Genomic DNA, 24,643 nt, shown 5'->3' with positions numbered 1-24,643 from the left:
AAGTGGCTCAAAAATACGTGAGCCGGCTAAAGCTTTTTATACAAACGATCTGCGGCGATGCGGTCCGGCAGCCGTGCCGGCCGGCGCGGTGGGTCAGTCGCCCAGATATCGCCGCAATTCGGCGGCGAGCGTCTCGATTTCCAGCGCCCCTTTCGAGCCGGGAGCGGTTTCCATGACCGTCAGCCCGTCGCCCATGCTGGCGGCGAACGCTACCCTGTTACCGAGGCGTGTCTGGGCGGCCGGATGGCCAAGGGCGAGAATCGCCTCGCCGATCTCCTGCGTGAGCGCGGCGCGGGACTGGGCACGGTTGATGACGAGCAGGGAGGGCGTGCCTTCCTTGGCGATCATGTCGAGCGTCGGCTGCGTGGCCCACAGATCGATCGGCGTAGGCTGCACCGGCACGGCGACAAGGCTGGCGGCCTCGATGGCCGGGCGGGATTCGACATCGGATTTCGGCGGCGTGTCGATGACGACGAAGCCGTAGTCGCGCGCCAGGCTGCGCGCTTCGCGGCGCGCGCCCCAGCCGGAGGCCGTGCGGAAGGAAAGGCCGGTCCGGTCCTCGCCGAGCGTCTGCTCGCGCGCCTCGAACCATTCGCCGAGGCTGCCCTGGGGGTCGCAGTCGAGCAACGCGACGCGGGCTCCGTCGAGCGCAAGGGCAATGGCAAGATGGGCGGCGAGCGTCGTCTTGCCCGATCCGCCCTTCTGCTGGGCAATGGTGATGATTCGGCCGCTCATCGCTGGTGCCTCCCGCCGGGTTCAGGTTTGCACTGCAACCAGCGGGCGGCAACCGTTTAGTGACGCGAGGTCAGCGGCATTTCCTCACGCGCCGGCGGAGGAGCCGCCGAGGACGACCACCTTGGCGCCGACCGGAACGCGATTGTACAGGTCGATGGCGTCCTGATTGATCATGCGGATGCAGCCGGAGGAGACGTTGGTGCCGATCGAATAGGGCTCCAGCGTGCCGTGGATGCGGTAGAGCGTGTCCTTGCCGTTCTGCCACAGATACATCGCCCGCGCGCCGAGCGGGTTCGACGGCCCGCCGGCGACGCCGAGGCCGCTCTGCAGCTGGGAGAGCTGCGGCTTGATGTCGGGGCGGCGCGCGATCATCTCCTTCGGCGGATACCAGTCCGGCCATTCCTGCTTGGAGTTGATTGTGGCGGAGCCGGACCAGCCGAAGCCTTCCTTGCCGACGCCGACGCCGTAGCGCATCGCGGTGCCGCCGGGCTGCACGTAGTAGAGGAAGTGCTCGCGCGGATCGATGACGACGGTGCCCGGCGCGTGCGGCGTCGAATAGGGCACCTCGCGGCGCAGATAGATCGGGTTGATCTTCGAGGTGTCGACCGCCCCGATGGGGAACTTGTCGGAGACCGGCCCGTAGGTGCCGGTCGGCGCGTAGGCGGTGACGGGCGTCGCCGGCGCGATCGGCGTGACGGGCGCGCTCGCCGTCGTCGTGCGGGGCTTGCAGCCTCCGAGGGCAAGGGCCGCTCCGGCCAGGGAAAGACCGAGCACGGCACGACGATCAAGGTTAGGCATGGTTCGCAACCCTCCGCACGTTCACTTCGCACATATTAATGCGATTATGGTGAACAAGTTCTTGCCGAGCGCGTGAGCGGACGTTCAGACGGGACGGGGGAGGGAGCGGACCTCGTCGACCCACGAATAATCGAAATAGCCGTCGCGGGCGAGCGCGTGCAGCTTGTCCGTGCGCACCAGCCCGTTCTCGATGAAGGCGTCGTCGATGTGGACGCCGACGATCTCGCCGAAGGTGATGTGCCGGCCGGATGGGATGCCGTGGCGGTCCTTGACGTCGAGCGTCTCGATCCAGACGCATTCGAGCGCGCAGGGGCTGGCGGCGACACGCGGCGGCTTGACCAGACGCGAGGGGGCCTGTTCGAGCCCGGCAAGATCGAATTCGCTCTCGTCTGACGAGATAGGCTTGGAGGTGAGGTTCACCGCCTCGATCAGTTCGAGGGTGGCGAGGTTGCAGACGAAGGCGCCCGTCGCCATCACGTTGCGCACCGTATCCTTCAGGCCGGCGCTGGAGAACATGACGATGTCCGGCTGCTCGCTCACCATGTTGAAGAAGGAATAGGGCGCGAGATTCGCCACCCCGTCTTGCGACAGGGTGGAGATCCAGCCGATGGGACGCGGCGCGACGATGGCCTTCAGCGGATTGTGCGGCAGGCCGTGATTGCGCCGCGCGGGCTCGTAGAACATCGCGTCAGAACCTCGTCACGATGTCGGCGAGCGCCGGGCGGGGGCGGTCTTCCTGCGGGCGGCCGAGCGTGCCGATATGGACGAGGCCGATGAAGCGCTCGTTCTCGGCAAGACCCAGCGCGGCGCGCGTGCGCGGGTCGTAGGCGTACCATTCGGTGAGCCAGGTGGCGGCATAGCCGAGGGCGTGGGCGGCCAGCACCAGCAGCGTGCAGGCGGCGGCGCCCGACAGGGTCTGCTCCCATTCCGGGATCTTCACATGCGGGCCGGCCCGGGAGACCACGCCGACCACCAGCGGGGCGCGCGACAGGCGCGTGCGCTCGATGGCGACGCGGTCGGCGTCGGCTTCCGGGTGGTCCTGCGCGAAGACGGCGGCGATGGCCTCGCCGGCCCGCTCGCGCGCCTCGCCCTCGAAGACGACGAAGCGCCAGGGGGCGAGCTTGCCGTGATCGGGCACGCGGGAAGCGATGGCGAGCATCTCGGCCAGCTCGGCCGGCGACGGGCCGGGGGAGGCGAGGTCGAAGATCTTCGGGCTCTTGCGCGTCTTCAGCAGGGTCAGCGCGTCGATCCTGGAGGCGGTCTTTGCGTCGGACATGTCGTTCATGGCAATCCTCGTCGTTCCCTTGCGCGTAGCATGGCAGGCCGCCGGCCACCAAGACGCGGAGGTGTGATCGTGCGACCGCGCGGGGTATGCTTGGGCGACTTGAATTTGCCGCCGTTTGGGGGCACCAACGGCCCCCATGTCACACGCGAGCCGCCATCCGGTCTTCCCTGTCCCCGTCCGTCGCGATCGGGCGGGGCATGGCGCTGTCCGGGCGCTGCGGTTCTCCGCCGTCGCGATCGGCGCGCTTCTGGCGAGCCTGCCGGCGCAGGCCCAGACGCGCACGCCCCTCGACCAGCTCGGCGGCTCCATACCCCATGCGCAGGCGCTGCCGTCGCAGGCCATGCCTTTCGTCGGTTCTCCGCCCCCGGCGGGCAAGCCCTCGGGCAGCGCCGGCCCGGCGGCGCGGCTGCCTTCGGGCGGGCAGGAGAGCGCGGCGGCCGATCCGCACACGATCCTGCCGCAGCCGCCGGCCGGCAAGGTCGCCATCGGCATGAGCGCGCGCTTCGGCGACAAGGAGCCGCTGATCCCGCGCGGGCTGGTCTGGCGCGTCTTCGCCGACCGGCCGGAAGCCTCCGGCGCCTATCCGCTGGTGGCTGAGGCGGCCGATCCGGCGCCGGTATTCTTCCTCTCGCCCGGCGGCTACGTCGTGCACGTCGCCTACGGCCTCGCCAGCGTGGCGCGGCGCATCGTGGTGGGCGAGGAATCGCGGCGCGAGCAGCTCGTTCTTCCCGCCGGTGGCGTGACCCTGCACAGCGACGTGAACGACAAGCCGATCCCGGCGCAGAAGGTGACCTACGATATTTTCGAGGGCAGCTTCCTGCAGGGGCGCGCTTCCAGCCGGCCCTATTTCCGCGGCGCCAATTCCGGCGACCTGATCATCCTTCCCGCCGGCGACTATTACGTCGTCTCGACCTATGGCGAGGGCAACGCGGTGATTCAGGCGGATGTCGCCGTGGCGCCGGGCAAGGTGACGGACACGACGCTGCACCACCGCGCCGGTGAGGTCTCCCTGCGGCTGGTGAAGATCGCCGGCGGCGAGGCTCTGGCCGACACGCAATGGTCGGTGCTGACGCCGGGCGGCGACAGCATCAAGGAATCGATCAACACCCTGCCGGTCTTCGTGCTTGCCGAGGGCGAATACACGGCGGTCGCCCGCTATGACGGGAAGACCTACACCAAGGAATTCACCGTCGAGGCGGGCAAGGACGGTCCGGTCGAGGTGCTGCTCGGCGAGCAGGTGACGGCGCCGAGCCTCGATGTTCAGGAAGGCAGCGGCGACTGAGCCGGGGTCGGAAGCGTCGATCCGACACCCCCGGCGATCATGGTCAACGTTTTCTTAATCGGGCGACACCCATCATCGGGCATCCATCGGATGCAGCCGGGAGTCGGCCATGATCGTGCGTCAGTTTCTCGAATGGGCGCGTACGGCGCCAGAGGACGCCCGCGCCAAGGCAGTGGCCGCGCTGGCGCGAGCCTATGTCATGCCCGATCTCGGTGCCGACGACCGTGCCGAGATGGATGCGGCCCTGCCGGAGATCGCCGCCGATCCCTCGCCGCTGGTGCAACTCGAGCTTGCCGCCGCGCTGAGCCATCACCCGCTGGTGCCGGCCGATCTGGTTCTCCAGCTCGCGGGGCTTCCCGGCGAGGCGGGCGAGGTGGTGCTGGCCCAGTCCCCCGTTCTGAACATGCGCGAACTCATCGGCTTCTGCACCTCCGGCACGCCCGCCCGTCAGGCCGCGATCGCCCGCCGTGCGGACCTGCCCGCGCCCATCGCGGCGGTGATCGCGGAGGTCGGCAGCTTCGACGCATGCCTCGCACTTGCCGGCAACGCGACAGCCGATGTGCCCGGCTTCGCGCTGGGCCACATCGTCGCCCGCTTCGGCGACGTGCCGGAACTGCGCGAGGCGCTGCTCGCCCACGCTGATCTGCCGGCCGCCGCGCATCACGCACTGATCCGGGCCGTCGCCGGCACGCTTTCGGCCTTCGTCGAGGAACGCCAGTGGCTGGCGCCGGGCGAGGCGGCCCGCGTGACGCGCGAGGCCTGCGATCAGGTGACCGTGACGGAAGCCGCCCGCCGGCAGAGCGAGGATGTGCGGGCGCTGGTCGAGTCGCTGCAGGAACGCGGCGAACTGACCTCGGCGCTGGTGCTGCGCTCGCTGCTCTGCGGGCAGGTGCGGCTGTTCCTCGAGGCGGTGTCGGTGAGCGCGGGAATTCCCGTCGATCATGTCGCGGCGCTCTCGGCCGACCGCTCGGGTGAGGCGTTCGACCTGCTCTATGACCGCATCGGCCTGCCGGCCGGCGCGCGGATTGCTTTCCGTACGGCGCTGAAGGTGCTGCAGGCGGAGGCCTATCTCGACGAGCTCGACGAGACGCCGGGCCTCAAGCAGCGGATCATCGACCGCGTGTTGGCGGAATATGACGCGCTTGGCGAGGGTCCCGAGGATAACCGGGTCGTGGGCCTGCTCCGCCGCTGGCAGGTCGAGGCGCGCGCGCAGGACGCCCTCGCGGCCTGACGCCGCCGCGTCGGCCCCACGCGATCAGCCGAACTGTTCCGCGAGGATGCGTTCCTCGATGGAATGATCGCGGTCGACCAGCATGGTCATGGACGAGTTCCGGTCCAGCTTCGCCCGGACCGCCACCACGTTCAGCACCTGGAAATGGTCGGCGGTGGCGTTCACCGGCCGCTTCTCGAATTCCAGCACGGCGATGTCGACCCGCGCGCTCTCCGGCACCAGCGCGCCGCGCCAGCGGCGGGGCCGGAAGGCGGAGATGGGCGTGACCGCGAGCAGCGGCGTGCCGATGGGTAGGATCGGGCCCTGCGCCGAGAGATTGTAGGCGGTCGAGCCGGCCGGGGTGGCGACGAGGACGCCGTCGCAGATCAGCTCCTCCATCCGCACCTTGCCGTCGATGGCGATGCGCAGCTTGGCGGCCTGATAGGACTGCCGGATGAGCGACACCTCGTTGATCGCCCAGGCGCGGTGCTGCCTTCCGTTCACATCGGTCGCTTCCATCATCAGCGGGTGGATGACCACGCGCTGCGAGGCGGCGAGGCGCGCGGGCAGGTCCTCCTCGCGGAAGCTGTTCATCAGGAAGCCGACCGAGCCGCGGTTCATGCCGTAGATCGGCTTGCCGCTGTCGCGGAAGCGATGGAGCGTCTGGAGCATGAAGCCGTCGCCGCCCAGCGCCACGACGACCTCCGCCTCCTCCGCCGCGATGTTGCCGTAGCGCGCGACGAGGCGGGCCTGGGCCTGCACCGCGTCGGGCGCCTCGCTCGCGACAAAGGCGATTCGGCCATATGCTGGCGCGGAGTCGGCTTCCACGCTGCTCTGACCGGCGGGGCGGGCGACTTCGTTCATGCTGGACGGCCCGATGCGTGGTTGGGGGGAAGGCGATGCCCGAAGGCGGCTATAGCACAGTCATGATCTATACGACGTGGCCCGGCAGCGTCGAGGCGGAAGCCGCAGGCCATGCCATCGTGGCCGACGGGCTGGCCGCCTGCGTCAATATACTGCCCGGGATGGTGTCGATCTATCGCTGGCAGGGCGAGATCGAGCGCGCGAACGAGGTGGTGATGATCCTCAAGACCCGCGTCGACCTTGCCGAGGCGGTGGCGCAGGCGGTGCGCGCCCGCCATCCCTACGAGACGCCGGCCGTACTGTTCCTCCCCGTCATCGGCGGCGACGCCGATTATCTCGACTGGATCGCCGACGAGACGGAGGAATGAGGGACGGGCAGGACGATTTGCATGAAGGTTGCCGTCATGCCCGGGCTTGGCCCGGGCATGACGTGGGTGGATCGACGGGCGCTGCCGTAGAATGAGCGACGCCGGCCAGCGCCGCGAACGCACTCCGCTTCAGGCATCCGGGACACAAGGGACATCAGCCCTCGGCGCCGCGCAGATAGGGTTCCACCGGACCCTTCAGCATCACCGTCATCGGATTGCCGGCGCGGTCCTTGGCCTTGCCGACCGAGACGCGGATCCAGCCCTCGCTGACGCAATATTCCTCGACATTGGTCTTCTCGGCGCCCTTGAAGCGGATGCCGATGCCGCGCTCGAGCAGCTCGGCGTTGTAATAGGGGCTGCTCGGGTCGCTCGACAGGCGGTCGGGAAGGGTGGTGTCGGTCATGGCCGTCCTCGGGCTGGCGATGGAAAATCGGCGGCGAGACATAGCCGCGCCGCCGCTCCCTGCCAAGCGCCGAGGTTCACCCGGCGCGGGAAGCGCCCGTCCTCAGAGCACCGGGCTCCAGATCGCCGGCACCGCCGCGTAGCCGTTGCCGTCCTTGCGGATGAAGCCCGTGGCGGGGAAGGGGTAGTGGTAGCCGGTGAGCTGGAGGCGCTCGGCGGCGAGCATGTCGTAGATGCGCCGCCGGGTCTGCGCCGCCTTGTCGCCGTCCATGTCGAACTGCACCTGCCAGTCCGGATTCGGGGCGAAGAGGATCGGCGTGTTGGTGACGTCGGACTGGATGAACAGCTTGCCGTTGCCGGAAGCGAGCACGAAGGCGGTGTGGCCCGGCGTGTGGCCGGAGGCGTCGACCGAGGTGAGGCCGGGCGCGATCTCCTTGTCCCAGCCGTAGCGGGTCACCTTGCTGTCGATATCCTTGAACACGCGGCGCACGTTCTCGAAGTTCGCCTTGAGCCCTTCCGGCGCGCGGCTCATCTCGCCCTCGTCCATCCAGAAGGCCCATTCGGCCTCCGGCACGAGGATCTCCGCATTGGGGAAGGCGAGGCCGCCATCCTCGGCGCGCAGGCCGTTGATGTGATCGCCGTGGAAATGGGAGATGACGACGGTGTTGACGTCCGCCGGCTTCACCCCCGCCCAGGCGAGGTTGGTGCCGAGCTTGCCGACCGTGGACGTGCCGGGCTGCGGGCCGTTGCCGGTGTCGATCAGGGTCAGCTTGCCGCCATTGTTGATGAGCAGCGGGTTGAACTGGATCGACATCTGGTCCTTCGGCTGGAAAGCGGCTTCCAGCGCGGCGTTGACCTGATCGCGCGAGGCGTTGCGCACGAAGCCGTCGGCCAGCGGGAAGCTGCGCACGCCGTCGTTCACGGCCGTGACCTCGATGGCGCCGACCTTGTAGCGGTAGAGGCCCGGCACCTGCTGGCCGGTCGCCGTCAGCGCCTCGGCGGGCGTGGCGCCGACAAGCGCCGTGCCCGTGAGGGCGGCTGCGGCGGGCAGCGCGCCGGCGCCGAGCATGAGGCCGCGGCGGGACAGGCGGGGCATGGGCGGGTTTTCCATGGGACAGGCTCCGTGGCGGGAGAATCTCGCGGGCGGAAGGCTAGGAGCCTGCTCCCCGCCGGTCACGCCGCCGGGAGTCACGTTGGCGTGAGAACGCTCAGAACCGGTAGCGGTAGCCGATCTCGATGCCGGTGTAGCTCGGGTTCCCGTTCGACCAGTCGCGCTCGATCATCACCGACATGCTGTTGTGCGGGTCGAAGCTGTAGCTCACGCCGGTGGCAATTTCGGGCGTGTCGTAGTCGTTCGAGGTGTCGAAGTCGTTGCGGTAGCGCAGGCGGAAGATGTTCCACGTCCATTTCTCGTCGATCGGCGTGGAGCCGGCGAGCATCAGGTAATAATAGGGGAAGTCCGTCGAATCGTCCGACTGGATGAAGTGCTGGCCGATGCCGACCGTGCCCGTCAGCGACAGCTTGCCGATGTCGTAGGTGTAGCCGATGCCGAACTGGAGGTTGGCCTTCCAGTCGCTGGTGCCGGCCGTGTCGTAATACTTGGCCGAGCCGGACAGTGTGACCTTGTTGTCGAAGGTATGGGCGACGTCGAGCTGCCAGTCCGAGCCGGTGGTGGCGCCGAAATCCTCCGGGCCCCGCTCGGTGGTGAAGGCGCCGCCGATGCTAGTGCTGCCGGCCGCGGCCGGGGCCGTCGCCGCCGCGAGCGCGGCGATGCCGGTGAGCATGATCAGGCAGTAGCGCATCGTCCCCCACTTCCCGCCGCCGGAGTGGAGCGCCTGCTGCTCCACGACACGCGGTCGGTTTCTGTCATGCCTGGCGTCGGCGTCGGGTCCCGCGTTTCCTCGAAGCACGGCCGAAACCCGCGTCAGCGCTTCGGCTTGCCCTTCAGCAAAACATAGCCGGTGGCGGCGACGAGGGTAAGCACGACGAAGATGACGCCGACGACGTTGATCACCGGCGACAGGCCGAAGCGCAGCCGCGAGGCGATCTCGGTGACCAGTGTCCACTCGCCGCCGATGGCGAAGACGGTCGTATTGTAGTTCTCGAAGGATTGCAGGAAGGCGACGACGGCGGCGGTGAAGCAGGTCGGCGCCAGGAAGGGCAGGGTGATGCGGCGGAACACCATCGTGTGGCTCGCGCCGAGGTCGAGCGCCGCTTCCTCCAGCGTGCGGTCCTGGCGTTGCAGCCGGGCGAGGAAGAGCAGCATCGCGTAGGAGGCGATGAAGCTCGACTGCGCCATGACGGCGACGAACAGCCCGCCCGGCACGCCGAATTCGCGCCAGAAGATGAGGCTGGAAATGCCGAGGATGATGCCCGGCGTCAGCACCGGCGAGACCAGCACCGAATAGAGGAAGGTGCCGGAGCGCTGGCCGAGCCGGGTGAGGATCAGCGCGCCCGACAGGCCGGCGGGGATCGACACCGCGATGACGCCGAGCGCCACCAGCACGGAATTCACGAGGCCCTGCAGCAGCCGCTGGTCGTTGGCGAGCGCCACGAACCAGTGCAGCGTGAAGCCGCGCCACTGGGTGACAGACGGGTAGTCGTAGGAGTTGAAGGCGGCGGCCGACATCACCGCCAGCGGCAGGAAGAGGTAGAGGACGAACAGGCCGATATAGATGTTCAGCACCAGCCGCGCGCCCGCGCTCTCGGTGGCGGTGCTCATGGGCAGGCTCCGGCAATGCCGACATTCGGCTGACGGTATACGGGCTGGATGAGGCTGGAGGGCAGCGGGATCGCCGTCATTTCGCGATGTCCCTCAGGCCGACGCCGAACAGGCGCATCATGATGAGGATGAAGGCGGTGCATACGACGAGCAGCGACACGGCATAGGCCGAGCCCATGTTCCAGTTGTTGCTCTCGTAGAACTGCCGGTAGACGAGCTGGCTGAACCAGTCGCCGCCCTGGCCGCGCGTCATGATCGCCGGCACCGAATAGGAGCCGGCCGACAGCATGAAGGTCATGATGCAGCCGACCGCGATGCCCGGCTTGGCGTGCGGGATGATGACCCGCCGGTGGATCCGGGCGGTCGAGGCGCCGAGGTCGCGCGCGGCCTCGATCTGGTTGCGGTCGAGCGTCTCCAGCGTGTTCACCATCGGGAACACCATGAAGAGCACATAGGTGTAGATCATCGCCAGGAACACGGCGGACGGGTTTTCGAGGAACGGAATCCAGCCGCGATTGTCGAGGTCGACGACGCCGAACCAGCCGAGGATGCCGTTGATGACGCCGCGATAGTCCAGGATCATCAGCCAGGCATAGACGCGCAGCAACTCGTTGATCGCATAGGGCACGATCAGCGCCACCATCAGGATCACCGCCTTGCGCGGCCCGCTGGCGAGCGCCACCACATAGGCGACGGGATAGCAGACCACCAGCGCCAGGGCCGTCACCAGCAGCGCGTAGAGGATGGTGCGCACGAAGATGTAGAAGTGCAGGGCGCTCATCCGCGTGAAGTTGGCGAAGCCGTAGGTCTTCGGCGGGTTCTTCTCCTCGGCCTCGAGCGTCGCGACCTCCGCCTGCTTCTCGGCGAGCGCCTTGTCGAAGGCGGCCTGCTTCGCCGGGTCGGTCTCGGCGTTGCGGTCGAGCTCGATCAGGGAGATGTCGTTGTAGAGCCGGTCGATGGCGAGCGAGACATCGCCCTTGGAGTCCCGCCACCACAGCGACTGCTCGACCATGGCGCCGAGGGGCACGAGGATCAGCACGAGGATCCACAGCAGCGTGATGCCGGTGATGAGGGTGGCGAGCGGCCGGCCATAGGCGCGGGCGAGGCTACCCATGGGCGAGTGCTCCGACCGGGAAAACGAGGGCGTCGCGCGTGCCGAAGGAAAGGCTCAGCTCTTCCGGCAGCTCGCGGACATTGGGGCCGTTCGGCACGGTGACGGTGAGGTTCTGGCCGGCGGCGGCGCAGACGAGGTGTACCGAGGCGCCTTCGAGGCTGCGCGAGGCGAGGCGGGCGGCGATCACGTTCTCGCCGGCCGGCGCGCCTCCCACGCCGAGCGCGATCCGCTCGGGGCGCACCAGAACCAGCGCGGCCTCGCCCACGGCGAGCGGACCCTTCACCCGGCCGCTGAGGCGCCCGACCGGCGTGTCGACCTGCACGATGTCGTCCGTGAGGCCGGCGACGGTGCCGTGCAGCACGTTCTGCTCGCCGACGAAGCTGGCGACGAAAGGGGTGGCGGGATCGGCGTAGAGGGTGTCGGCATCCGCCACCTGCTCCAGCCGGCCGCGGCTCATCACCGCCACGCGGTCGGACATGGCGAGCGCCTCGCCCTGGTCGTGGGTGATGTAGATGAAGGTGATGCCGACGCGCCTCTGGATGGCGCGCAGCTCGGTGCGCATGTGCTGGCGCAGCTTGAGGTCGAGCGCCGAGAGCGGCTCGTCCAGCAGCAGGACGGAAGGCTCGACGGCGAGCGCGCGGGCAATGGCGACGCGCTGGCGCTGGCCGCCGGAAAGATCAGCCGGCTTCTTGTCGCCGAAACCTTCGAGCGCGACGAGTTCCAGCAGCTCGCGGGCCCGGCGCTGCCGCTCGGCCCTGGGGACGCCGCGCGCCTCCAGCCCGAAAGCGACGTTCTCGGCCACGCTCATGAGCGGGAAGAGAGCGAGATTCTGGAAGATGAGGGCGGTGGGACGCTCGTTCGGCCCCTTGCCGGCCATGTCCTCGCCGCCGATCAGCACCCGCCCTTCGGTCGGCTGGATGAAGCCGGAGATGGTGCGCAGAAGGGTGGTCTTGCCGCAGCCGGACGGCCCGAGGATGGAGAAGAACTCGCCGGCGTGGATGGCGAGGTCGGTCGGCTGGACGGCGATGGAATCGCCGAAGCGGATGGAAACCTTGTCGAGACGGACGTCCTTGCCGCGCATGGGCGATGCTTTCGATCTCGGGGCGACGCAAGTGGCGGCGGGGCTGCTGGGGGAGGTGCCGGGCACGCACCCGGCCCTTCATGTCGTGGGCTCATGAAGGGAAGCCGTCATCCCCGGAGAGGCCCGGGGATGACGCTCATCGACGCTGCGACAGCGATCTGTCGCGCGGTCTGCTCAGCTGTTGGTGAGCTTCTCGACGTACTCGCCGCGCAGCTTGGCGTAGAAGTCGGTCTGCATCGGCCACCAGAACAGGTTGTCGATGGTGCCCGCCGGATAGGCCGCCTGGAAGGCCGCGCGGGCTTCCTCGGAGAGGAAGTTCTCGGCGCCCACGGCGCAGCTGTTGTAGCCGGTGGTGTTGGAGAAGCGGGCGCCGACTTCCGGCTGGTACAGGAAGTTCGCGAAGGCGTAGGCCTGCTCGACATTCTCCGCTCCCGAGGGGATGGCGAGCGTGTCGGTCCAGGCGAGGCCGCCTTCCTTCGGCATGCCGAAGCGCCACTTCTTGTCGGTGTTGCGGTGGAGCAGGATGCCGGTCGTATCCCAGGTCTGGCCGATGGTGCAGCCGGCATCGGTGAAGGCGGCGGTGGCCTCGGTCGCGTTGTTCCAGAAGGCGCCGATATTGCCCTTGTGGGCGACGATGTACTTCAGCACGCCCTCGAAGACGCGGCGGGAATCCGCCTCGGACTTGTAGAGGTCGAGGCCACGGTCGGACGGCAGCTCGCCGGTGGCGTCGAGATACAGCGCCACGCCGTTGAATACCGACTTCTGGCGGATGGCGGTCTGCTTGGGATTGGCCGCCAGCCACATGTCGCCATAGGAGATCTCGCCCGACTTCTTGTCGAACTTGGTCGAATCCCAGGTGATGCCCTCGGTGCCCCAGTCGAAGGGCACGAGATAGCGCTTGCCGCGATGGGCCGCGCCGAGCTTCAGCGAGTTGCGGTAGATCGACGGGATGATCTGCGCCGCCTTGAATTTGGCCTCGTCGATCGGCTGGAGCAGGTTGTCCTTGTAGTAGTTCGGGCCGGTGTCGACGGACGGGAAGATGATGTCGAAGCCCTTGCCGCCGGCGGCGCGCAGCTTGTTCTCGCACTCCTCGTTGGAGCCGTAGGTCGACAGGTTCACCTTCACGCCGCTGGCGTTGGTGAAGTCGGCGAGAAGGGTGTTCTTGTCGAAATAGTCGCCCCAGGCATAGACATTCAGCGAGCCGGAGCTGGCCAGCGCGTCATGGGCGCGCAGCACGGCCGGCGCGGCAAGCGCGAAGGCGCCGGCCTTCATGAGGTCGCGACGGGAAAAGCGGGTCATCAGTACCTCCCATAGCCCCCGGAGGGCGAAACGGCGTTCGCTCTAGTTCCGGGCCATGAACGGACGATGACACGCGCATGCGGGGCGAGGAAGCCTGTGTCGTCCAGCGACAACAGATTTGTCGCACTCGTTCAAAATGTCAGCTCGGCAGCACGATGCAGGCGCCTCCGGCGGCGCGCAGCCGGCTGCACAGGGCGGTCGCCGCCTGGCGCGAAGGCTGGGCGACGCGGACCCGATAGAAGGCGCGCGAGCCGCGCGAGCGCAGTCGCGTGCCGATGATCATCGGCTGGGTGCCCTCCAGCAGCGCGGCGAAGCGCTTGTGCGTCCGCTGGTAGCTGTTGAGGGCGCGGGTCTTGGAGAAATTGCCGGACAGCTGCACGCCCCACGGAGCGGTGACGGTGGCGATCTCCTGCGCCACCGCGCCGCCGCCGCGCCGCAGGGCGGCCGTCACGGTGAGGCAATCGGTCTTCGGCGCGGGTGGCGGAGCGGCGGCGATCTGCGGGGCAGTGGATGGCGGGGGAGCGGATGGCGGGGAGGTCGGCGCTTCCGCCGCTGGCGGCGCAGTCGGCGCAGGTGTCACGGGCGAGGAGGGCGGGTCGTTCGGCGTGAACGCTGTCGGCGCCTCCGGGGGCTGGGAGGCGGCCGGCACGGCCGCGGCGATCTGCGCCGCGCGCTCCGCCGCCCAGTCCTCGGCGGCCCGGCCGGTGATGAAGAGCAGGTAGTCCTGCGTCTCCAGCGGCAGCCCGCTCTGGCCGGCGAGCCAGCGCTCCACGCGCGCCGGGCCGGCATTGTAGGCGGCGGCCGCAAGGCCGAGATTGCCGAAGCGCGTGCGCAGGTCGGCAAGCAGCGCGGCGGAAGCGGGCAGGGCGGCTTCGGGATCGAAGGGGTCCTCCAGCCCCCGCTCGGCGGCGGTGCCGGGCATGAACTGGGCGATGCCCTGCGCGCCCTTGGGACTTACCGCATCGCCGCGGAAGCTGCTCTCACGCCAGATCAGCCGCGTGAAGAAATCGACCGGCAGGTCGTGGCGGTTGGCGGCGCCCTCGATCATCCGGCACAGCGCCTGCTCGACCGTTTCGCCGTTCCCTCCGGCAGCGGAGGGGGACGCGGGAATGCGCGAGGGCTCGGAGGTGGCGGGGACGCACAGGGCGAGCAGGAGCGCCAGCACGGAGAAGGCGCGCCGGGGCGCCGGGGTTCCGCCCGAGCGTCCTTCCTTCGACCGATCCCATTGCGATGCGCCGAACACTGCCATAAATTGCTTCTACCCGATCCGGGCCCCTCTGACGCGAGCCAAGCCGGCGTTCGCGTGATGTCGGATCACTTCCCGACATCCGTGCCGGCCAGAGGACCCTGTCTTGCAGTCCATTGTCGTTCAGTCATCGGGTGCCGCTCCGGCGCACGCCCCGATTCCGCTCGTCTCCGTCGTGCTCCTTAATCCGGCAGAATGACCCATGGATTATCTCATTGAACTCGCCGCCAGCCCCGCGGCCTGGGCGGCGCTCGTCACGCTGATCGCCATGGAAGTGGTGCTCGGCATCGACAACCTGCTCTTCATCTCCATCCTGACCAACAAGCTGCCCGAGGACATCCGTCCGCGCGCGCGGCGCATCGGCATCGGGCTGGCGCTGATCATGCGCCTCGGGCTGCTCAGCACGGTGGCGTTCATCGTGCAGCTTACCGAGCCGGTGCTGACGGTGTTCGGACAGGCCTTTTCCTGGCGCGACATCATCCTGATCGCCGGCGGTCTCTTCCTGGTGTGGAAGGCGACCAAGGAGATCCACCACAACATGGCGCCGCCGGAAGAGCAGCATGCCATGGAGGGCGGCTCGCTCAAGATCGGCTTCGGAGCAGCGATCGTGCAGATCCTGATCCTCGATCTGGTGTTCTCGGTCGACAGCATCATCACCGCCGTCGGCATGACCGAGCACATCCCGATCATGGTGATCGCGGTCGTCTTCGCGGTGCTTACCATGCTGCTGGCGGCGGGTCCGCTCGCCAACTTCATCAACCGCAACCCGTCGATCGTGATGCTGGCGCTCGGCTTCCTGCTGCTCATCGGCACGACGCTGATCGCGGAAGGCTTCGGCGCCCATGTGCCGAAGGGCTACATCTACGCCGCCATGGCCTTCTCGGCAGCGATCGAGGGACTGAACATGCTCCAGCGCAAGCGGAGCGTGGGCTGACCTAGCCAGCCGGCCGGCCGGCGGCGTGTCATCCGACAAGGACGCGCCGCCGGTCGATGCTATGATGGGCTCCCACCTCCGAGGAGCCCGGTCATGAGCGACGACGCCGACCCGCGTGCCACCCCGAAAGGCGACATTCCCGGCGCCGGTCCCGGCGAACCCGCGAGCGCCCCTTCGCAGACCAAGCTCACCCTGACCAAGCAGCGCTGGGCGCGTGAGGGAAAGTTCCTCACCGGCCGCGTGGCGCGCCCCGAATCCGATCGCCTGCCGCCCGGACAGCATCTGGTGCGCGACTGGCCGGTGCTCGATCTCGGCATGCAGCCGCGAATCCCCCTGGAGAGCTGGCGTCTCGACGTCACCGGCGCGGTGGAGCACCCGGTCTCGTGGGACTGGACGGCTTTCCGCGCCCAGAAGCAGACGCAGGAAACCACCGACATCCACTGCGTCACCACCTGGTCACGCTACGACAATCGCTGGGAAGGCCTGGCGACGCGCGACCTGCTCGACGCGGTGATGCCGCGCGAGGACGCGCATTTCGTCATGCTGCATTCCTATGACGGCTACACCACCAATCTCGCGCTGGAAGACTTCGCCGCCGAGGACGCGCTGATCGTCCATAGCTGGGAAGGCAAGCCGCTCACCATCGAGCATGGCGGCCCGGCGCGGCTGGTGGTGCCGCATCTCTATTTCTGGAAGAGCGCGAAGTGGATCAAGAAGATCGAGTTCCGCAGCTTCGACAAGCGTGGCTTCTGGGAGGAGAACGGCTACCACAACCACGCCGATCCGTGGCTGGAGGAGCGCTACTCCGCCGATGAATGAGGCATCGCCGGCAGCGGCGCAAAGAAAAAGGCCCGGACGGGAGTGCCGTCCGGGCCTTTTCTCGTCGTGGAAGGGAGGCTCAGCGCGGGCGCAGGGCGCCGGTGCGCAGGAAGGAATTCGGCTGGCGCGCCGGCTCGGTGGCTCCGGCCGTCTTGCGCGGTGCCGTGCCGTTGCCGGCGGTTCCGTAGGTCGCCAGCAGCGAGCCGCCATTCTGGCTATAGCTGCCGAGCGTGTAATTGCCGGGCTTGCTGGTGCCGGTCGCCGTCTGAGGCTTGGCCGGGGCGGCCTTCTGGGCGGGCTGGCGCAGGAAGGTGGGGCCGGCCGGACGCTGGGTCTTCGGATCGGGCGTGCGGGCGAACTGGGCGTTGCGCGGCAGGTCGGGCGAGACCGCCGGACGCGACGGGCGATTGATCGACAGCTCGGCGCGCAGCTTCGCCCAGGTCTCGGCAAGCGCGGTCGGATCCCAGCTCGGCTCCTTCTCGTCGATTTCCCACTTCTCCATCTTGGAGGGCGTGGGCGCACCGGCATCCACGCGATGGCGGGGCTCAGGTTCGGCCAGCGTGGGGAGGGCGGTGACTTCCGCGACCGGGGGAACCGGCACTTCGGCTGCGGCCTGCTGCATCGGCGCGGCCTGCTGCGGCATTGTCTGCGCGGGAGCGTACTGCATCGGCACGGGCTGCATGGGCACGGCCTGTCCGGCGGGCTGCATGACCGGGACCATCTGGGTGGGAACACCCTGGAAGGCCATGCCGGCATACTGGGGAACAGGCTGCCCGGCAGCGGCCGCGAAGGCCGGCTGGACGGACAGCGTCACGTTCCACTTTCCGGTTTCCCACTCGTTGATCGCCCACATCACGGCGGCCCCGATGCCGGCGCCGGCGGCGACGTCCACGAGGTTCACACCCGGCACGACAATGAGGTAGACGGCGCAAAGCAGAGCAACGCCGACATAGCACGCGGGCGCACGCCATTTTGGATGCATGACAAGATCCCCACCAGATCCTGAGAAATTTGAATCAACATAGCTGATTCGTAGGAATCTGAGCGGTTTGTGCAAAATAAATAATGTCGAAACCGGGGTGGTGACGTTAACTATTCAGTAATGGATAGTCGAAGTCGGCAACGGCAGGTCGAGCGGGGGTGACTCGCTGTCGTTCCGCCGCGCGAGGCGAGGGGGAATGGTGCCGGCTGAGGGGATCGAACCCCCGACCTTCGGTTTACAAAACCGCTGCACTACCGCTGTGCTAAGCCGGCGACAACATTGCATTCTCAAGGTAAAGCAGGCACTTAACAACGTCTCGTCACGCCGCAAACCGATTGTCGCGTGCCGTCTTGTGTCTATCGTGCCGAAGCCACCTTCTTGCTCTCTTCGCCGATGGCCCGGCCACGGTCAAGGCCCCCGCTTTGCGGCTTCCGCTTCCTTGGCGGGGCGGAACTCCAGATACAGCTCGGCCATCTTAACGGACGAGTGCCGAAGGTGCTCTTTCAGGGGCGGATCGCTATCGTTCTGAAGGTACTCCACGGCGAACAAGTGTCGCATGTCGTGGAAGAGGAGCCCCCAGAAGGAGCTACCTTCCTTCTGTACCGTCCGGCGTGCGCGAGAGAAGACGAGGGCGCGCGGGGCGCTGGCCTGCAGTGCCTCGTTGACGGTACCTTGTTGCTTGTGCCACACCTAAAAGTTGAAGTCGCATCGACTTCGATGGTATTTGGTGGCGGCATTATGGTTGCGTCGAGCTCGCGGCTTCATGTGGTTCAAAAGAGCACAGCAGAAGATTTCTATGAGCCTGGATACACGCTATTTAATTCGGATATCCGCACACATGTGGAACGCGGTGGGAGCGCAGAAGAACACTTCCGGCAGCATGGTGTGAACGAAGCCCGATTCCAATTCACCGAAGCCTTCGTCCGGCTTCTAGAGGGTGACAAGCGGCGCGCCAGATTTGAGCGCTATCGTGATGCTCTGGGGCTGACGAACGACTCTCATCGTTTCATTGATCGAGAGGGTTCATTCCCAGTATCGGTATCGAATCAACACTATAGCCGAGATGACTATGCTGCTGGTGAGAGCGCCAACGACAGCTACGGTCCGTTCGAGCGAGATATTGAGGAGAACCCCAGCGGTTTGTTTATGGATCTGGGGTGCGGCCTGCGGAAGGTGATCTACGAAAACTGCATCTACGTCGAGGTTTATCCGTCGATGACGGCGGACGTGGTTGTCGGAACAGAGTGCGAGTATCCATTTCCGGACAACACCTTTGACGGAATCGGCTGCTTTTCTGTTCTGGAGCACACTAAGAACCCATGGAAGGTGGCGCAGGAAATCCATCGCATGCTGAAGCCGAGCGGCCGGTGCTACATTGATTGGCCGTTCCTCGCCCCCGTGCACGGTTACCCATCGCACTATTTCAATGCCACGCGAGAGGGGCTGATACGGGCCTTCAGCGAAGGATTCGACCTCGTGCGCGTGCAGACAGAAGACAGCCAGGGTCCCGATTATGCGGCCCTCTGGTTCTTCAAGAGCATGATGGCGCAGCTCCCCGATGACGTGCGCGCTGATATTTCGGGGATCACGTTGGGCGAGCTCGTGCAGACGATGCCACAAGATGTTTTCTGGAAACGCATCCTCGGCGCGCTTCCTGCTAGCGCCATCGAAGAGCTCGCAGCCGGCAACACCCTGATCGCGACCAAGAAATAACTTCTACCGACCACGTCTGACGACCTTAAGCCGCCCCGCCGGGCGGCTTTTTTGTTCCGGGGACTGGCTTGTCCGGGTGGACCGTCCGGCCATGGCTAGTGCCCGTAAGGCGAAGCCATCACACAATCTGGAAACAGCGATGACCGCCTCGAACATGACAGGGCGCTTAAAGCGCGTCCTCGTCCATGACGGGCGTGCTGCCGTGGATGACCACAGGATGACGCGGATATCTCTGCGTCGCGGCAAGTCAACGTTGCGTCAGGCACTTGGTTCTGCGAGAGGAAGCGCAGGGGAGGTGCCCCATGGTGGTGCGCCTTCCGGGCCGTCGGCGTCGTCGACGGTGCACCTGCAATGGAGGCGGAGAGAATGTTCCGATTTGCATTCGCATCGGCGGCGCTGCTGCTGTCGGTCATGACCGGCGCTGCGTCGGCCCAGACCATGAGCTACGCCGAGGCTGGCGCGCTGATCGCCAAGAGCTGCGGCCCCTCGATCGAGCGCTTCTGCGCCAAGGACAATCTGGGCAGCGGCGATCTCTATCAGTGCCTGCAGAAGCGAGGCAACCAGGTGCCGGACCAGTGCGGTGCGGACTACCAGAACGCTCTGGCCTCCATCGCCAAGCGCGTGGCCGCCCAGCGCGATGCTTTCCGGATCTGCGAGCCCAGCATCCGCGAATTCTGCGCCGGCGTGCAGCCGGGCGACGCGCGCCTCCTCGACTGCCTGCTGACGGCCTCCAAGGTGGTGGCGCCGACCTGCAAGCAGGTGCTGCTCGACGCCGGCTGGCAGTGAGCCGCGACGCAACGCTCAGGGAAAGAGACAGATCATGACCCGTATGACCCGTTTCGTCGGAGGGCTCGCCCTCGTCGCCGCGCTCTCGGCGCCGCTCGCGGTCGCCCAGGCGCAGACCGCCACCAGCGACCGCCAGATCATGCAAGGCCTGTCGGCCGTCGTGAATGACGACCCGTCGCTGACCGCGCAGGTCCTGCGCCAGATGGCGCAGAACGCCGTGGACAAGAACCTGCCGCTGACGCTCGACAAGTCCGAGATCGCCAAGCGTCTCGACAAGCTCGCGCAGATCACCGTGCAAATCCAGTTCGCGCTCGGTTCCGCGATCATCCGGCCGGAATCCTACGGCACGCTCGGCGCTATCGCCGATGCGATGCATCACCCGATCCTGCTGAACTACCGCTTCATCGTGGTCGGCAACACCGACACGACCGGCACCCGCGCCGTCAACCTCAAGCTCAGCCAGCAGCGCGCCGACGCCATCGTCCGGGCGCTGGTGACGGTGTTCGACGTCTCGCCGGATCGGCTGGAGGCCGTGGGGCTCGGCCAGGAGGCGCTGCAGGTGCCCTCCAAGCCGCAGGATCCGATCAACCGGCGCGTGCAGATCTTCACCATCGGCACGGTGGGCGCGATGCCCAAGCCGGTGCCGACCAACGCACCGTGAGCGCGACACCCGCGCCGCTCCTGTGATAGCTAGGCCGGCCGGCGCCTCAAGGGCGCCGGCCGGCCTTTTCTTTTCGGCCGTCATTCCACCGACGAATCCAGAGTGTCAGCAATGAGCATCAAGAGAATTGAGGTCGGCCCGCGCATGAGCCAGGCCGTGGTCCACGGCTCGGTCGTCTATCTCGCCGGCCAGGTCGCCAAGGGCGAGAGCGTGGCGGCGCAGACGCAGGCGGTGCTCGCCGACATCGACGCGCTGCTGGCGCAGGCTGGCACCGACAAGACGAAGATCCTCGCGACCACGATCTATCTGTCGGACATGAGCACCTTCGGCGAGATGAACGCGGTGTGGGACACGTGGGTCTCGCCCGGCAACACGCCGGCGCGCGCCACGGTCGAGGCGGCGCTGGCGACCCCGGAATACAAGGTCGAGATCGTCGTCACTGCGGCGATCTGAGCGATTGCGCCAAACCGACGGCCGGTCGCACTGAGCGCCAGACATGGCGCCGGACATGAAAAAGGCCCCGTCCTGCGACGGGGCCTTTGTTTTTTGGGCGGCTCCGCCGGGAGGGCGGAGCCGGAACCGGCTCAGTGCCAGTTGTCGATGTCGCGGTTCTTGGTCTCCGGCAGGAAGATCAGGCCGATGACCACCGTCATGAGGGCGATGATGATCGGGTACCAGAGGCCGGAGAAGATGTTGCCCGTGGCCGCCACGATGGCGAAGGCGGTGGGCGGCAGGAAGCCGCCGAACCAGCCGTTGCCGATGTGGTAGGGCAGCGACATGCCGGTGTAGCGGATGCGGGTCGGGAAAAGCTCGACCAGCAGCGCGGCGATCGGGCCATACACCATCGTCACGTAGAGGACGAGGACGAACAGCAGGCCGATGACCGAGAGCGCGCGGGGATCGGTCAGCACGCCGCTGACGGAGGGCTGCTTGAGGATGCTGGCGTCACCCGCCTTCGGGTAGCCCGCTCCCTGCGCCGCCGCGATGACGCTGGCGCCCGTCTTGTCGGTGTCGGGGATCACCACCTCGGTGCCGTTCACCGTGGCGACGAGGGGCGTACCCTCCGCGCCGGGCTTCAGCTCGTAGTGCATCGAGTTGGTCGCCAGCGTGCGGCGCAGGACGTCGCACGGCCGGGTGAAGACGCGCACGCCCACCGGATCGAACAGCGTGCCGCAGGTGGCGGGATCGGCGGTGATGTCGATCTTCACCGTTTCCGTGGCCTCGATGAGCTTCGGATTGGCGATGCGGGCGATGTTCTCGAACAGCGGGAAGTAGGTCATCGCCGCGATGAGGCAGCCGGCGAGCAGGATAGGCTTGCGGCCGATCTTGTCCGACAGCCAGCCGAAGAACACGAAGAACGGCGTGCCGATCAGCAGGCTGAAGGCGATGAGCAGGTTCGCGGTTGTGCCGTCGACCTTCAGCGTCTGTGTCAGGAAGAACAGCGCGTAGAACTGGCCGCAGTACCACACCACGGCCTGGCCGGCGGTGCCGCCGAGCAGGGCGATGATCGCGATCTTGGCGTTCTCCCAGCGGCCGAAGGCCTCGGTGAGCGGCGCCTTCGAGCGGCGCCCCTCTTCCTTCATCTTCTGGAAGGCCGGCGACTCGTTGAGCGAGAGGCGGATCCAGACCGAGAAGGCGAGCAGGATGATCGACAGCAGGAACGGAATGCGCCAGCCCCAGGCGTTGAAGTCTTCCGGGGTCATGGAAAGGCGCAGCGACAGGATCACCAGCAGCGACAGGAACAGGCCGATCGTGGCAGTCGTCTGGATCCACGAGGTGTAGAAGCCGCGGCGGCCATGGGGGGCGTGCTCGGCGACATAGGTCGCCGCACCGCCATATTCGCCGCCGAGGGCCAGGCCCTGCACGAGGCGGCAGACGATGAAGATCACCGGGGCCGCATAGCCGATGGTCTCATAGCTGGGCAAAAGGCCGACCAGGAAGGTGGCGATGCCCATGAGCGTCATGGTGATGAGGAAGGTGTACTTGCGGCCGATGAGGTCACCGAGGCGGCCGAACACCAGGGCGCCGAAGGGGCGCACCGCGAAGCCGGCGGCGAAGCCGAACAGCACGAAGATGAACTTCGCCGTGTCGTTGGTACCGGGCACGAAGGTGGCGGCGATGTTGGCCGCCAGCGAGCCCGCGAGATAGAAGTCGTACCATTCGAAGACGGTACCGGCGGAGGAGGCGATGATCACCTTCCTCTCTTCCCGGGTCATCGGCGCCGCCTTTCTGGCGGGCGCTGCCGTGGTTACACTCATTGTCGTTCCCTTCCCCAAAGTAAGTCGCGCCGATGGCCAGACGCGCGGCGTCCGGCATGCGTGCAAAAGGGACGCGCCCGCTGAGGAGCGACGTCGGCTGTCATGATCGAGTTTGGGAGTTCCTACGGGAACACCTTCCGCTCGGGCTGTTTCCTCCCGGAGGGGCCGCAAAAGACTGGAGCGGCACCATTCCCCGGTGTTGCGGCGCGCGGAATTCTACGATTCCTGCACTGCCTTATCGGAAAGCTTGACGAAAGCGGCCGGATTTGACGATTGGCAATTGGTCGTAACCTCCCGTTGTGCTGCGTTGCGGGAGGAAATGCTGTGAATGCGAAGTATAGAGCCCGGATCGGCAGGGGCGGCTCGAGCTAGCCGGCCTGGGCGATGGCGCGGCGGGCGATGTAGAGCGCCAGCGCGGCGGCGTTCGACACGTTGAGGCTCACGATGGCGCCGGGCAGGTCGATGCGCGCGAGCGCGTCACAGGTCTGGCGGGTGAGCTGGCGCAGGCCCTTGCCTTCGGCGCCGAGGACGAGCGCCATGGGCGCGCGAAGCGTGGTATCGGCGAGATCGGCCGGGCCTTCGCTGTCGAGGCCGACGACCTGCACGCCGCGCTCCTTCAATTCTTCCAGCGCGCGGGCGAGGTTGCCGACGAAGCAGAGCGGCACGTGTTCGAGCCCGCCGCTCGCGCTCTTGGCCAGCACGCCGGTGGCGGCCGGGCTGTGGCGCGCGGTGGTGACGATGGCGCCGACCTTCATGGCGGCGGCCGAGCGCACGATGGCGCCGACATTGTGCGGGTCGGTGATCTGGTCGAGCACCAGCAGGAGGTCGCTCTCCGCCGCCTTTGCAAGGCTCAGGGCGGGCAGGGGATCGCATTCGGCGAGCAGGCCCTGATGCACGGCGTCGGGATCGAGCAGGCGGTCGATCTCGCCCGGGCGCACGATCTCCGGCTTCACCTTGAGCGGAATCGATTCGTCTTCCAGCCGCTTGGCGGCGTTCTCGGTGGCGAGCAGCCGGCGAATCTTGCGCCGCGGGTTGCGCAGGGCCTCGCTGACGCTGTGCCAGCCATAGAGGATCGCCACATCGTCCGGCCACGCGCCGAAGGGACGCCCGGCGGGGCGCGGGCGAGGCTGGCGGGGACGACCGGCAGGGCGCGAGGGCCGGCCGGCGGGGCGGTTGGGGCGATCGTTCATGGCGCGCGTTCTGTCACGGCGCGTGCGGCTTGGCAATTTGCGCTTCGCCACGCCCGATGCGCATACGGCCGGGGACGGTGCCGCGAGCGGGGTTGACAGGGCAGGGGCACCCCACCATAAAGCCGGCCGCACGGGGAACCGCGCTTTGCGCCGGTAGCTCCCCGTGGGGTCGAAGACGGTACGTTCCGACGTGCCGGAAGCGGCCGGCGTGCGAGGGGGAGTGTCCCGAGCGGCAAAGGGGGCGGACTGTAAATCCGCTGGCTATGCCTTCGTAGGTTCGAGTCCTACCTCCCCCACCACGTCGCCTCCCGCTATATTACCTTTGCCTCGCGGGTGTAGCTCAATGGTAGAGCAACAGCCTTCCAAGCTGATGACGAGGGTTCGATTCCCTTCACCCGCTCCACTTCCGCTCCCGAACCCTATATAGGCGACGGCGCAGGTACTGCGGCAGGCCGGCACGGCCGTCCGCGCCGCCCGTCAACGCGGCACTTGCGGAAACAGCCGAAACCGCCTATCCCACGCCCGATTTTTCGCGACCTCGGGATGTCGCTGAAGGAAACGAGTTATGGCCAAAGAGAAGTTCAACCGTTCGAAGCCTCACTGCAACATTGGGACGATTGGCCATGTTGACCATGGCAAGACGTCGTTGACGGCGGCGATCACGAAGGTTCTTGCGGAGACGGGCGGCGCGACGTTCACGGCGTACGACCAGATCGACAAGGCGCCCGAGGAGAAGGCTCGCGGGATCACGATCTCGACGGCGCACGTCGAGTACGAGACCAACAACCGTCACTACGCGCATGTCGACTGCCCCGGTCACGCGGACTACGTGAAGAACATGATCACGGGCGCGGCGCAGATGGACGGCGCGATCCTGGTCGTGTCGGCGGCGGA

The 24,643-nt window shown here is 67.2% G+C and carries 26 protein-coding genes and 3 tRNA genes; 12 read left to right on the top strand and 17 right to left on the bottom strand.

Features of this window, described 5'->3' with window-relative positions; all coding sequences use genetic code 11:
- Positions 1-93 precede the first annotated feature (93 nt).
- The 4 genes from parA to FO470_RS10245 all read right to left on the bottom strand — a co-directional run bounded on the left by parA (position 94) and on the right by FO470_RS10245 (position 2,809).
- Positions 94-735, bottom strand: coding sequence for a ParA family partition ATPase (parA, locus tag FO470_RS10260; RefSeq protein ID WP_144342875.1), 642 nt, complete (start codon positions 733-735; stop codon positions 94-96).
- A gap of 84 nt (positions 736-819) precedes the next feature.
- Positions 820-1,533: a L,D-transpeptidase gene (locus FO470_RS10255; RefSeq protein ID WP_144342874.1), complete on the bottom strand. Its 714-nt coding sequence runs from the start codon at positions 1,531-1,533 to the stop codon at positions 820-822.
- Positions 1,534-1,617: 84 nt separating this feature from the next.
- Positions 1,618-2,217 carry a flavin reductase family protein gene (locus FO470_RS10250; protein ID WP_144342873.1) on the bottom strand — a complete coding sequence of 200 codons (600 nt, stop codon included), beginning with the start codon at positions 2,215-2,217 and terminating at the stop codon, positions 1,618-1,620.
- A 4-nt stretch (positions 2,218-2,221) separates the two neighbouring features.
- On the bottom strand, positions 2,222-2,809 hold the full coding sequence (locus FO470_RS10245; RefSeq protein WP_144343252.1) for a nitroreductase family protein: 588 nt from the start codon (positions 2,807-2,809) through the stop codon (positions 2,222-2,224).
- 145 nt (positions 2,810-2,954) lie between these two features.
- On the opposite strand from FO470_RS10245, the gene FO470_RS10240 reads away from it, so the two are divergent.
- On the top strand, positions 2,955-4,100 hold the full coding sequence (locus tag FO470_RS10240; protein WP_244616582.1) for a hypothetical protein: 1,146 nt from the start codon (positions 2,955-2,957) through the stop codon (positions 4,098-4,100).
- Positions 4,101-4,209: 109 nt separating this feature from the next.
- Positions 4,210-5,331, top strand: a complete 1,122-nt coding sequence (locus FO470_RS10235) for a DUF2336 domain-containing protein (protein ID WP_144342872.1) — start codon at positions 4,210-4,212, stop codon at positions 5,329-5,331.
- Between the two features lie 24 nt (positions 5,332-5,355).
- On the opposite strand, the gene FO470_RS10230 is transcribed toward FO470_RS10235, so the two are convergent.
- Entirely contained in the window at positions 5,356-6,174 is an 819-nt protein-coding gene (locus tag FO470_RS10230) for an NAD kinase (RefSeq protein ID WP_144342871.1), read from the bottom strand.
- 62 nt (positions 6,175-6,236) lie between these two features.
- On the opposite strand from FO470_RS10230, the gene cutA reads away from it, so the two are divergent.
- Positions 6,237-6,542, top strand: coding sequence for a divalent-cation tolerance protein CutA (cutA, locus tag FO470_RS10225; RefSeq protein ID WP_246659547.1), 306 nt, complete (start codon positions 6,237-6,239; stop codon positions 6,540-6,542).
- 154 nt (positions 6,543-6,696) lie between these two features.
- Here the strand turns inward: cutA and FO470_RS10220 are convergent, their stop codons facing one another.
- From FO470_RS10220 to FO470_RS10185, 8 genes are all read right to left on the bottom strand, one after another.
- The gene (locus FO470_RS10220; RefSeq protein ID WP_144342869.1) at positions 6,697-6,945 is read right to left on the bottom strand and encodes a DUF3297 family protein; all 249 of its coding nucleotides are present in this window, start codon (positions 6,943-6,945) and stop codon (positions 6,697-6,699) included.
- Between the two features lie 102 nt (positions 6,946-7,047).
- Positions 7,048-8,040, bottom strand: a complete 993-nt coding sequence (locus FO470_RS10215; RefSeq protein WP_144342868.1) for an MBL fold metallo-hydrolase — start codon at positions 8,038-8,040, stop codon at positions 7,048-7,050.
- Positions 8,041-8,152: 112 nt separating this feature from the next.
- Positions 8,153-8,746, bottom strand: coding sequence for an outer membrane beta-barrel protein (locus tag FO470_RS10210; protein ID WP_144342867.1), 594 nt, complete (start codon positions 8,744-8,746; stop codon positions 8,153-8,155).
- A 122-nt stretch (positions 8,747-8,868) separates the two neighbouring features.
- A complete protein-coding gene (locus FO470_RS10205; protein ID WP_144342866.1) occupies positions 8,869-9,666 on the bottom strand; it encodes an ABC transporter permease in 798 nt (265 codons plus the stop codon).
- A gap of 76 nt (positions 9,667-9,742) precedes the next feature.
- Positions 9,743-10,780 carry an ABC transporter permease gene (locus tag FO470_RS10200; RefSeq protein WP_144342865.1) on the bottom strand — a complete coding sequence of 346 codons (1,038 nt, stop codon included), beginning with the start codon at positions 10,778-10,780 and terminating at the stop codon, positions 9,743-9,745.
- Complete coding sequence (locus FO470_RS10195) at positions 10,773-11,861, bottom strand: ABC transporter ATP-binding protein (RefSeq protein WP_144342864.1); 1,089 nt, start codon at positions 11,859-11,861, stop codon at positions 10,773-10,775. The genes FO470_RS10200 and FO470_RS10195 overlap by 8 nt, the downstream gene beginning before the upstream one ends.
- Before the next feature lie 174 nt (positions 11,862-12,035).
- Positions 12,036-13,160 carry an extracellular solute-binding protein gene (locus tag FO470_RS10190; RefSeq protein ID WP_244616585.1) on the bottom strand — a complete coding sequence of 375 codons (1,125 nt, stop codon included), beginning with the start codon at positions 13,158-13,160 and terminating at the stop codon, positions 12,036-12,038.
- Positions 13,161-13,299: 139 nt separating this feature from the next.
- Complete coding sequence (locus FO470_RS10185; protein WP_144342863.1) at positions 13,300-14,409, bottom strand: transglycosylase SLT domain-containing protein; 1,110 nt, start codon at positions 14,407-14,409, stop codon at positions 13,300-13,302.
- Positions 14,410-14,608: 199 nt separating this feature from the next.
- On the opposite strand from FO470_RS10185, the gene FO470_RS10180 reads away from it, so the two are divergent.
- Both FO470_RS10180 and FO470_RS10175 read left to right on the top strand, forming a co-directional pair.
- Complete coding sequence (locus FO470_RS10180) at positions 14,609-15,340, top strand: TerC family protein (protein WP_144342862.1); 732 nt, start codon at positions 14,609-14,611, stop codon at positions 15,338-15,340.
- Positions 15,341-15,433: 93 nt separating this feature from the next.
- Positions 15,434-16,159 carry a sulfite oxidase-like oxidoreductase gene (locus FO470_RS10175; RefSeq protein WP_144342861.1) on the top strand — a complete coding sequence of 242 codons (726 nt, stop codon included), beginning with the start codon at positions 15,434-15,436 and terminating at the stop codon, positions 16,157-16,159.
- A gap of 79 nt (positions 16,160-16,238) precedes the next feature.
- On the opposite strand, the gene FO470_RS10170 is transcribed toward FO470_RS10175, so the two are convergent.
- Entirely contained in the window at positions 16,239-17,141 is a 903-nt protein-coding gene (locus FO470_RS10170) for a hypothetical protein (RefSeq protein WP_144342860.1), read from the bottom strand.
- Between the two features lie 197 nt (positions 17,142-17,338).
- A tRNA-Thr gene (locus FO470_RS10165) sits at positions 17,339-17,413 on the bottom strand.
- A 214-nt stretch (positions 17,414-17,627) separates the two neighbouring features.
- On the opposite strand from FO470_RS10165, the gene FO470_RS10160 reads away from it, so the two are divergent.
- From FO470_RS10160 to FO470_RS10145, 4 genes are all read left to right on the top strand, one after another.
- A complete protein-coding gene (locus FO470_RS10160; protein WP_186291918.1) occupies positions 17,628-18,854 on the top strand; it encodes a class I SAM-dependent methyltransferase in 1,227 nt (408 codons plus the stop codon).
- 366 nt (positions 18,855-19,220) lie between these two features.
- Complete coding sequence (locus FO470_RS10155; RefSeq protein ID WP_144342858.1) at positions 19,221-19,640, top strand: hypothetical protein; 420 nt, start codon at positions 19,221-19,223, stop codon at positions 19,638-19,640.
- A 34-nt stretch (positions 19,641-19,674) separates the two neighbouring features.
- Entirely contained in the window at positions 19,675-20,301 is a 627-nt protein-coding gene (locus FO470_RS10150; RefSeq protein WP_144342857.1) for an OmpA family protein, read from the top strand.
- Between the two features lie 111 nt (positions 20,302-20,412).
- On the top strand, positions 20,413-20,754 hold the full coding sequence (locus FO470_RS10145) for a RidA family protein (RefSeq protein WP_144342856.1): 342 nt from the start codon (positions 20,413-20,415) through the stop codon (positions 20,752-20,754).
- Between the two features lie 131 nt (positions 20,755-20,885).
- Here FO470_RS10145 and FO470_RS10140 read toward each other — a convergent pair whose 3' ends face one another.
- Both FO470_RS10140 and rlmB read right to left on the bottom strand, forming a co-directional pair.
- The gene (locus FO470_RS10140; protein ID WP_144342855.1) at positions 20,886-22,559 is read right to left on the bottom strand and encodes an MFS transporter; all 1,674 of its coding nucleotides are present in this window, start codon (positions 22,557-22,559) and stop codon (positions 20,886-20,888) included.
- Between the two features lie 368 nt (positions 22,560-22,927).
- On the bottom strand, positions 22,928-23,749 hold the full coding sequence (gene rlmB / locus FO470_RS10135; RefSeq protein ID WP_186291917.1) for a 23S rRNA (guanosine(2251)-2'-O)-methyltransferase RlmB: 822 nt from the start codon (positions 23,747-23,749) through the stop codon (positions 22,928-22,930).
- A gap of 214 nt (positions 23,750-23,963) precedes the next feature.
- Here rlmB and FO470_RS10130 point away from each other — a divergent pair.
- The 3 genes from FO470_RS10130 to FO470_RS10120 form a co-directional block, all read left to right on the top strand.
- Positions 23,964-24,048, top strand: a tRNA-Tyr gene (locus tag FO470_RS10130).
- Positions 24,049-24,078: 30 nt separating this feature from the next.
- A tRNA-Gly gene (locus FO470_RS10125) sits at positions 24,079-24,152 on the top strand.
- A 162-nt stretch (positions 24,153-24,314) separates the two neighbouring features.
- Positions 24,315-24,643: GTP-binding protein (locus tag FO470_RS10120; protein ID WP_186291916.1), on the top strand; the 329-nt coding region annotated here is incomplete at its 3' end.

It is taken from the genome of Ancylobacter moscoviensis (genome assembly GCF_007559435.1).
Classification (GTDB): Bacteria; Pseudomonadota; Alphaproteobacteria; order Rhizobiales; family Xanthobacteraceae; genus Ancylobacter; species Ancylobacter moscoviensis.
This window is presented reverse-complemented; position numbering and strand designations above follow the sequence as displayed.

What these genes read in the sequence shown, in the direction of transcription:
- parA (WP_144342875.1), bottom strand. Translation starts at nt 735, where the DNA reads ATGAGCGGCCGAATCATCACCATTGCCCAGCAGAAGGGCGGATCGGGC.
- FO470_RS10255 (WP_144342874.1), bottom strand. Translation starts at nt 1,533, where the DNA reads ATGCCTAACCTTGATCGTCGTGCCGTGCTCGGTCTTTCCCTGGCCGGA.
- FO470_RS10250 (WP_144342873.1), bottom strand. Translation starts at nt 2,217, where the DNA reads ATGTTCTACGAGCCCGCGCGGCGCAATCACGGCCTGCCGCACAATCCG.
- FO470_RS10245 (WP_144343252.1), bottom strand. Translation starts at nt 2,809, where the DNA reads ATGTCCGACGCAAAGACCGCCTCCAGGATCGACGCGCTGACCCTGCTG.
- FO470_RS10240 (WP_244616582.1), top strand. Translation starts at nt 2,955, where the DNA reads ATGTCACACGCGAGCCGCCATCCGGTCTTCCCTGTCCCCGTCCGTCGC.
- FO470_RS10235 (WP_144342872.1), top strand. Translation starts at nt 4,210, where the DNA reads ATGATCGTGCGTCAGTTTCTCGAATGGGCGCGTACGGCGCCAGAGGAC.
- FO470_RS10230 (WP_144342871.1), bottom strand. Translation starts at nt 6,174, where the DNA reads ATGAACGAAGTCGCCCGCCCCGCCGGTCAGAGCAGCGTGGAAGCCGAC.
- cutA (WP_246659547.1), top strand. Translation starts at nt 6,237, where the DNA reads ATGATCTATACGACGTGGCCCGGCAGCGTCGAGGCGGAAGCCGCAGGC.
- FO470_RS10220 (WP_144342869.1), bottom strand. Translation starts at nt 6,945, where the DNA reads ATGACCGACACCACCCTTCCCGACCGCCTGTCGAGCGACCCGAGCAGC.
- FO470_RS10215 (WP_144342868.1), bottom strand. Translation starts at nt 8,040, where the DNA reads ATGCCCCGCCTGTCCCGCCGCGGCCTCATGCTCGGCGCCGGCGCGCTG.
- FO470_RS10210 (WP_144342867.1), bottom strand. Translation starts at nt 8,746, where the DNA reads ATGCGCTACTGCCTGATCATGCTCACCGGCATCGCCGCGCTCGCGGCG.
- FO470_RS10205 (WP_144342866.1), bottom strand. Translation starts at nt 9,666, where the DNA reads ATGAGCACCGCCACCGAGAGCGCGGGCGCGCGGCTGGTGCTGAACATC.
- FO470_RS10200 (WP_144342865.1), bottom strand. Translation starts at nt 10,780, where the DNA reads ATGGGTAGCCTCGCCCGCGCCTATGGCCGGCCGCTCGCCACCCTCATC.
- FO470_RS10195 (WP_144342864.1), bottom strand. Translation starts at nt 11,861, where the DNA reads ATGCGCGGCAAGGACGTCCGTCTCGACAAGGTTTCCATCCGCTTCGGC.
- FO470_RS10190 (WP_244616585.1), bottom strand. Translation starts at nt 13,160, where the DNA reads ATGACCCGCTTTTCCCGTCGCGACCTCATGAAGGCCGGCGCCTTCGCG.
- FO470_RS10185 (WP_144342863.1), bottom strand. Translation starts at nt 14,409, where the DNA reads ATGGCAGTGTTCGGCGCATCGCAATGGGATCGGTCGAAGGAAGGACGC.
- FO470_RS10180 (WP_144342862.1), top strand. Translation starts at nt 14,609, where the DNA reads ATGGATTATCTCATTGAACTCGCCGCCAGCCCCGCGGCCTGGGCGGCG.
- FO470_RS10175 (WP_144342861.1), top strand. Translation starts at nt 15,434, where the DNA reads ATGAGCGACGACGCCGACCCGCGTGCCACCCCGAAAGGCGACATTCCC.
- FO470_RS10170 (WP_144342860.1), bottom strand. Translation starts at nt 17,141, where the DNA reads ATGCATCCAAAATGGCGTGCGCCCGCGTGCTATGTCGGCGTTGCTCTG.
- FO470_RS10155 (WP_144342858.1), top strand. Translation starts at nt 19,221, where the DNA reads ATGTTCCGATTTGCATTCGCATCGGCGGCGCTGCTGCTGTCGGTCATG.
- FO470_RS10150 (WP_144342857.1), top strand. Translation starts at nt 19,675, where the DNA reads ATGACCCGTATGACCCGTTTCGTCGGAGGGCTCGCCCTCGTCGCCGCG.
- FO470_RS10145 (WP_144342856.1), top strand. Translation starts at nt 20,413, where the DNA reads ATGAGCATCAAGAGAATTGAGGTCGGCCCGCGCATGAGCCAGGCCGTG.
- FO470_RS10140 (WP_144342855.1), bottom strand. Translation starts at nt 22,559, where the DNA reads ATGAGTGTAACCACGGCAGCGCCCGCCAGAAAGGCGGCGCCGATGACC.
- rlmB (WP_186291917.1), bottom strand. Translation starts at nt 23,749, where the DNA reads ATGAACGATCGCCCCAACCGCCCCGCCGGCCGGCCCTCGCGCCCTGCC.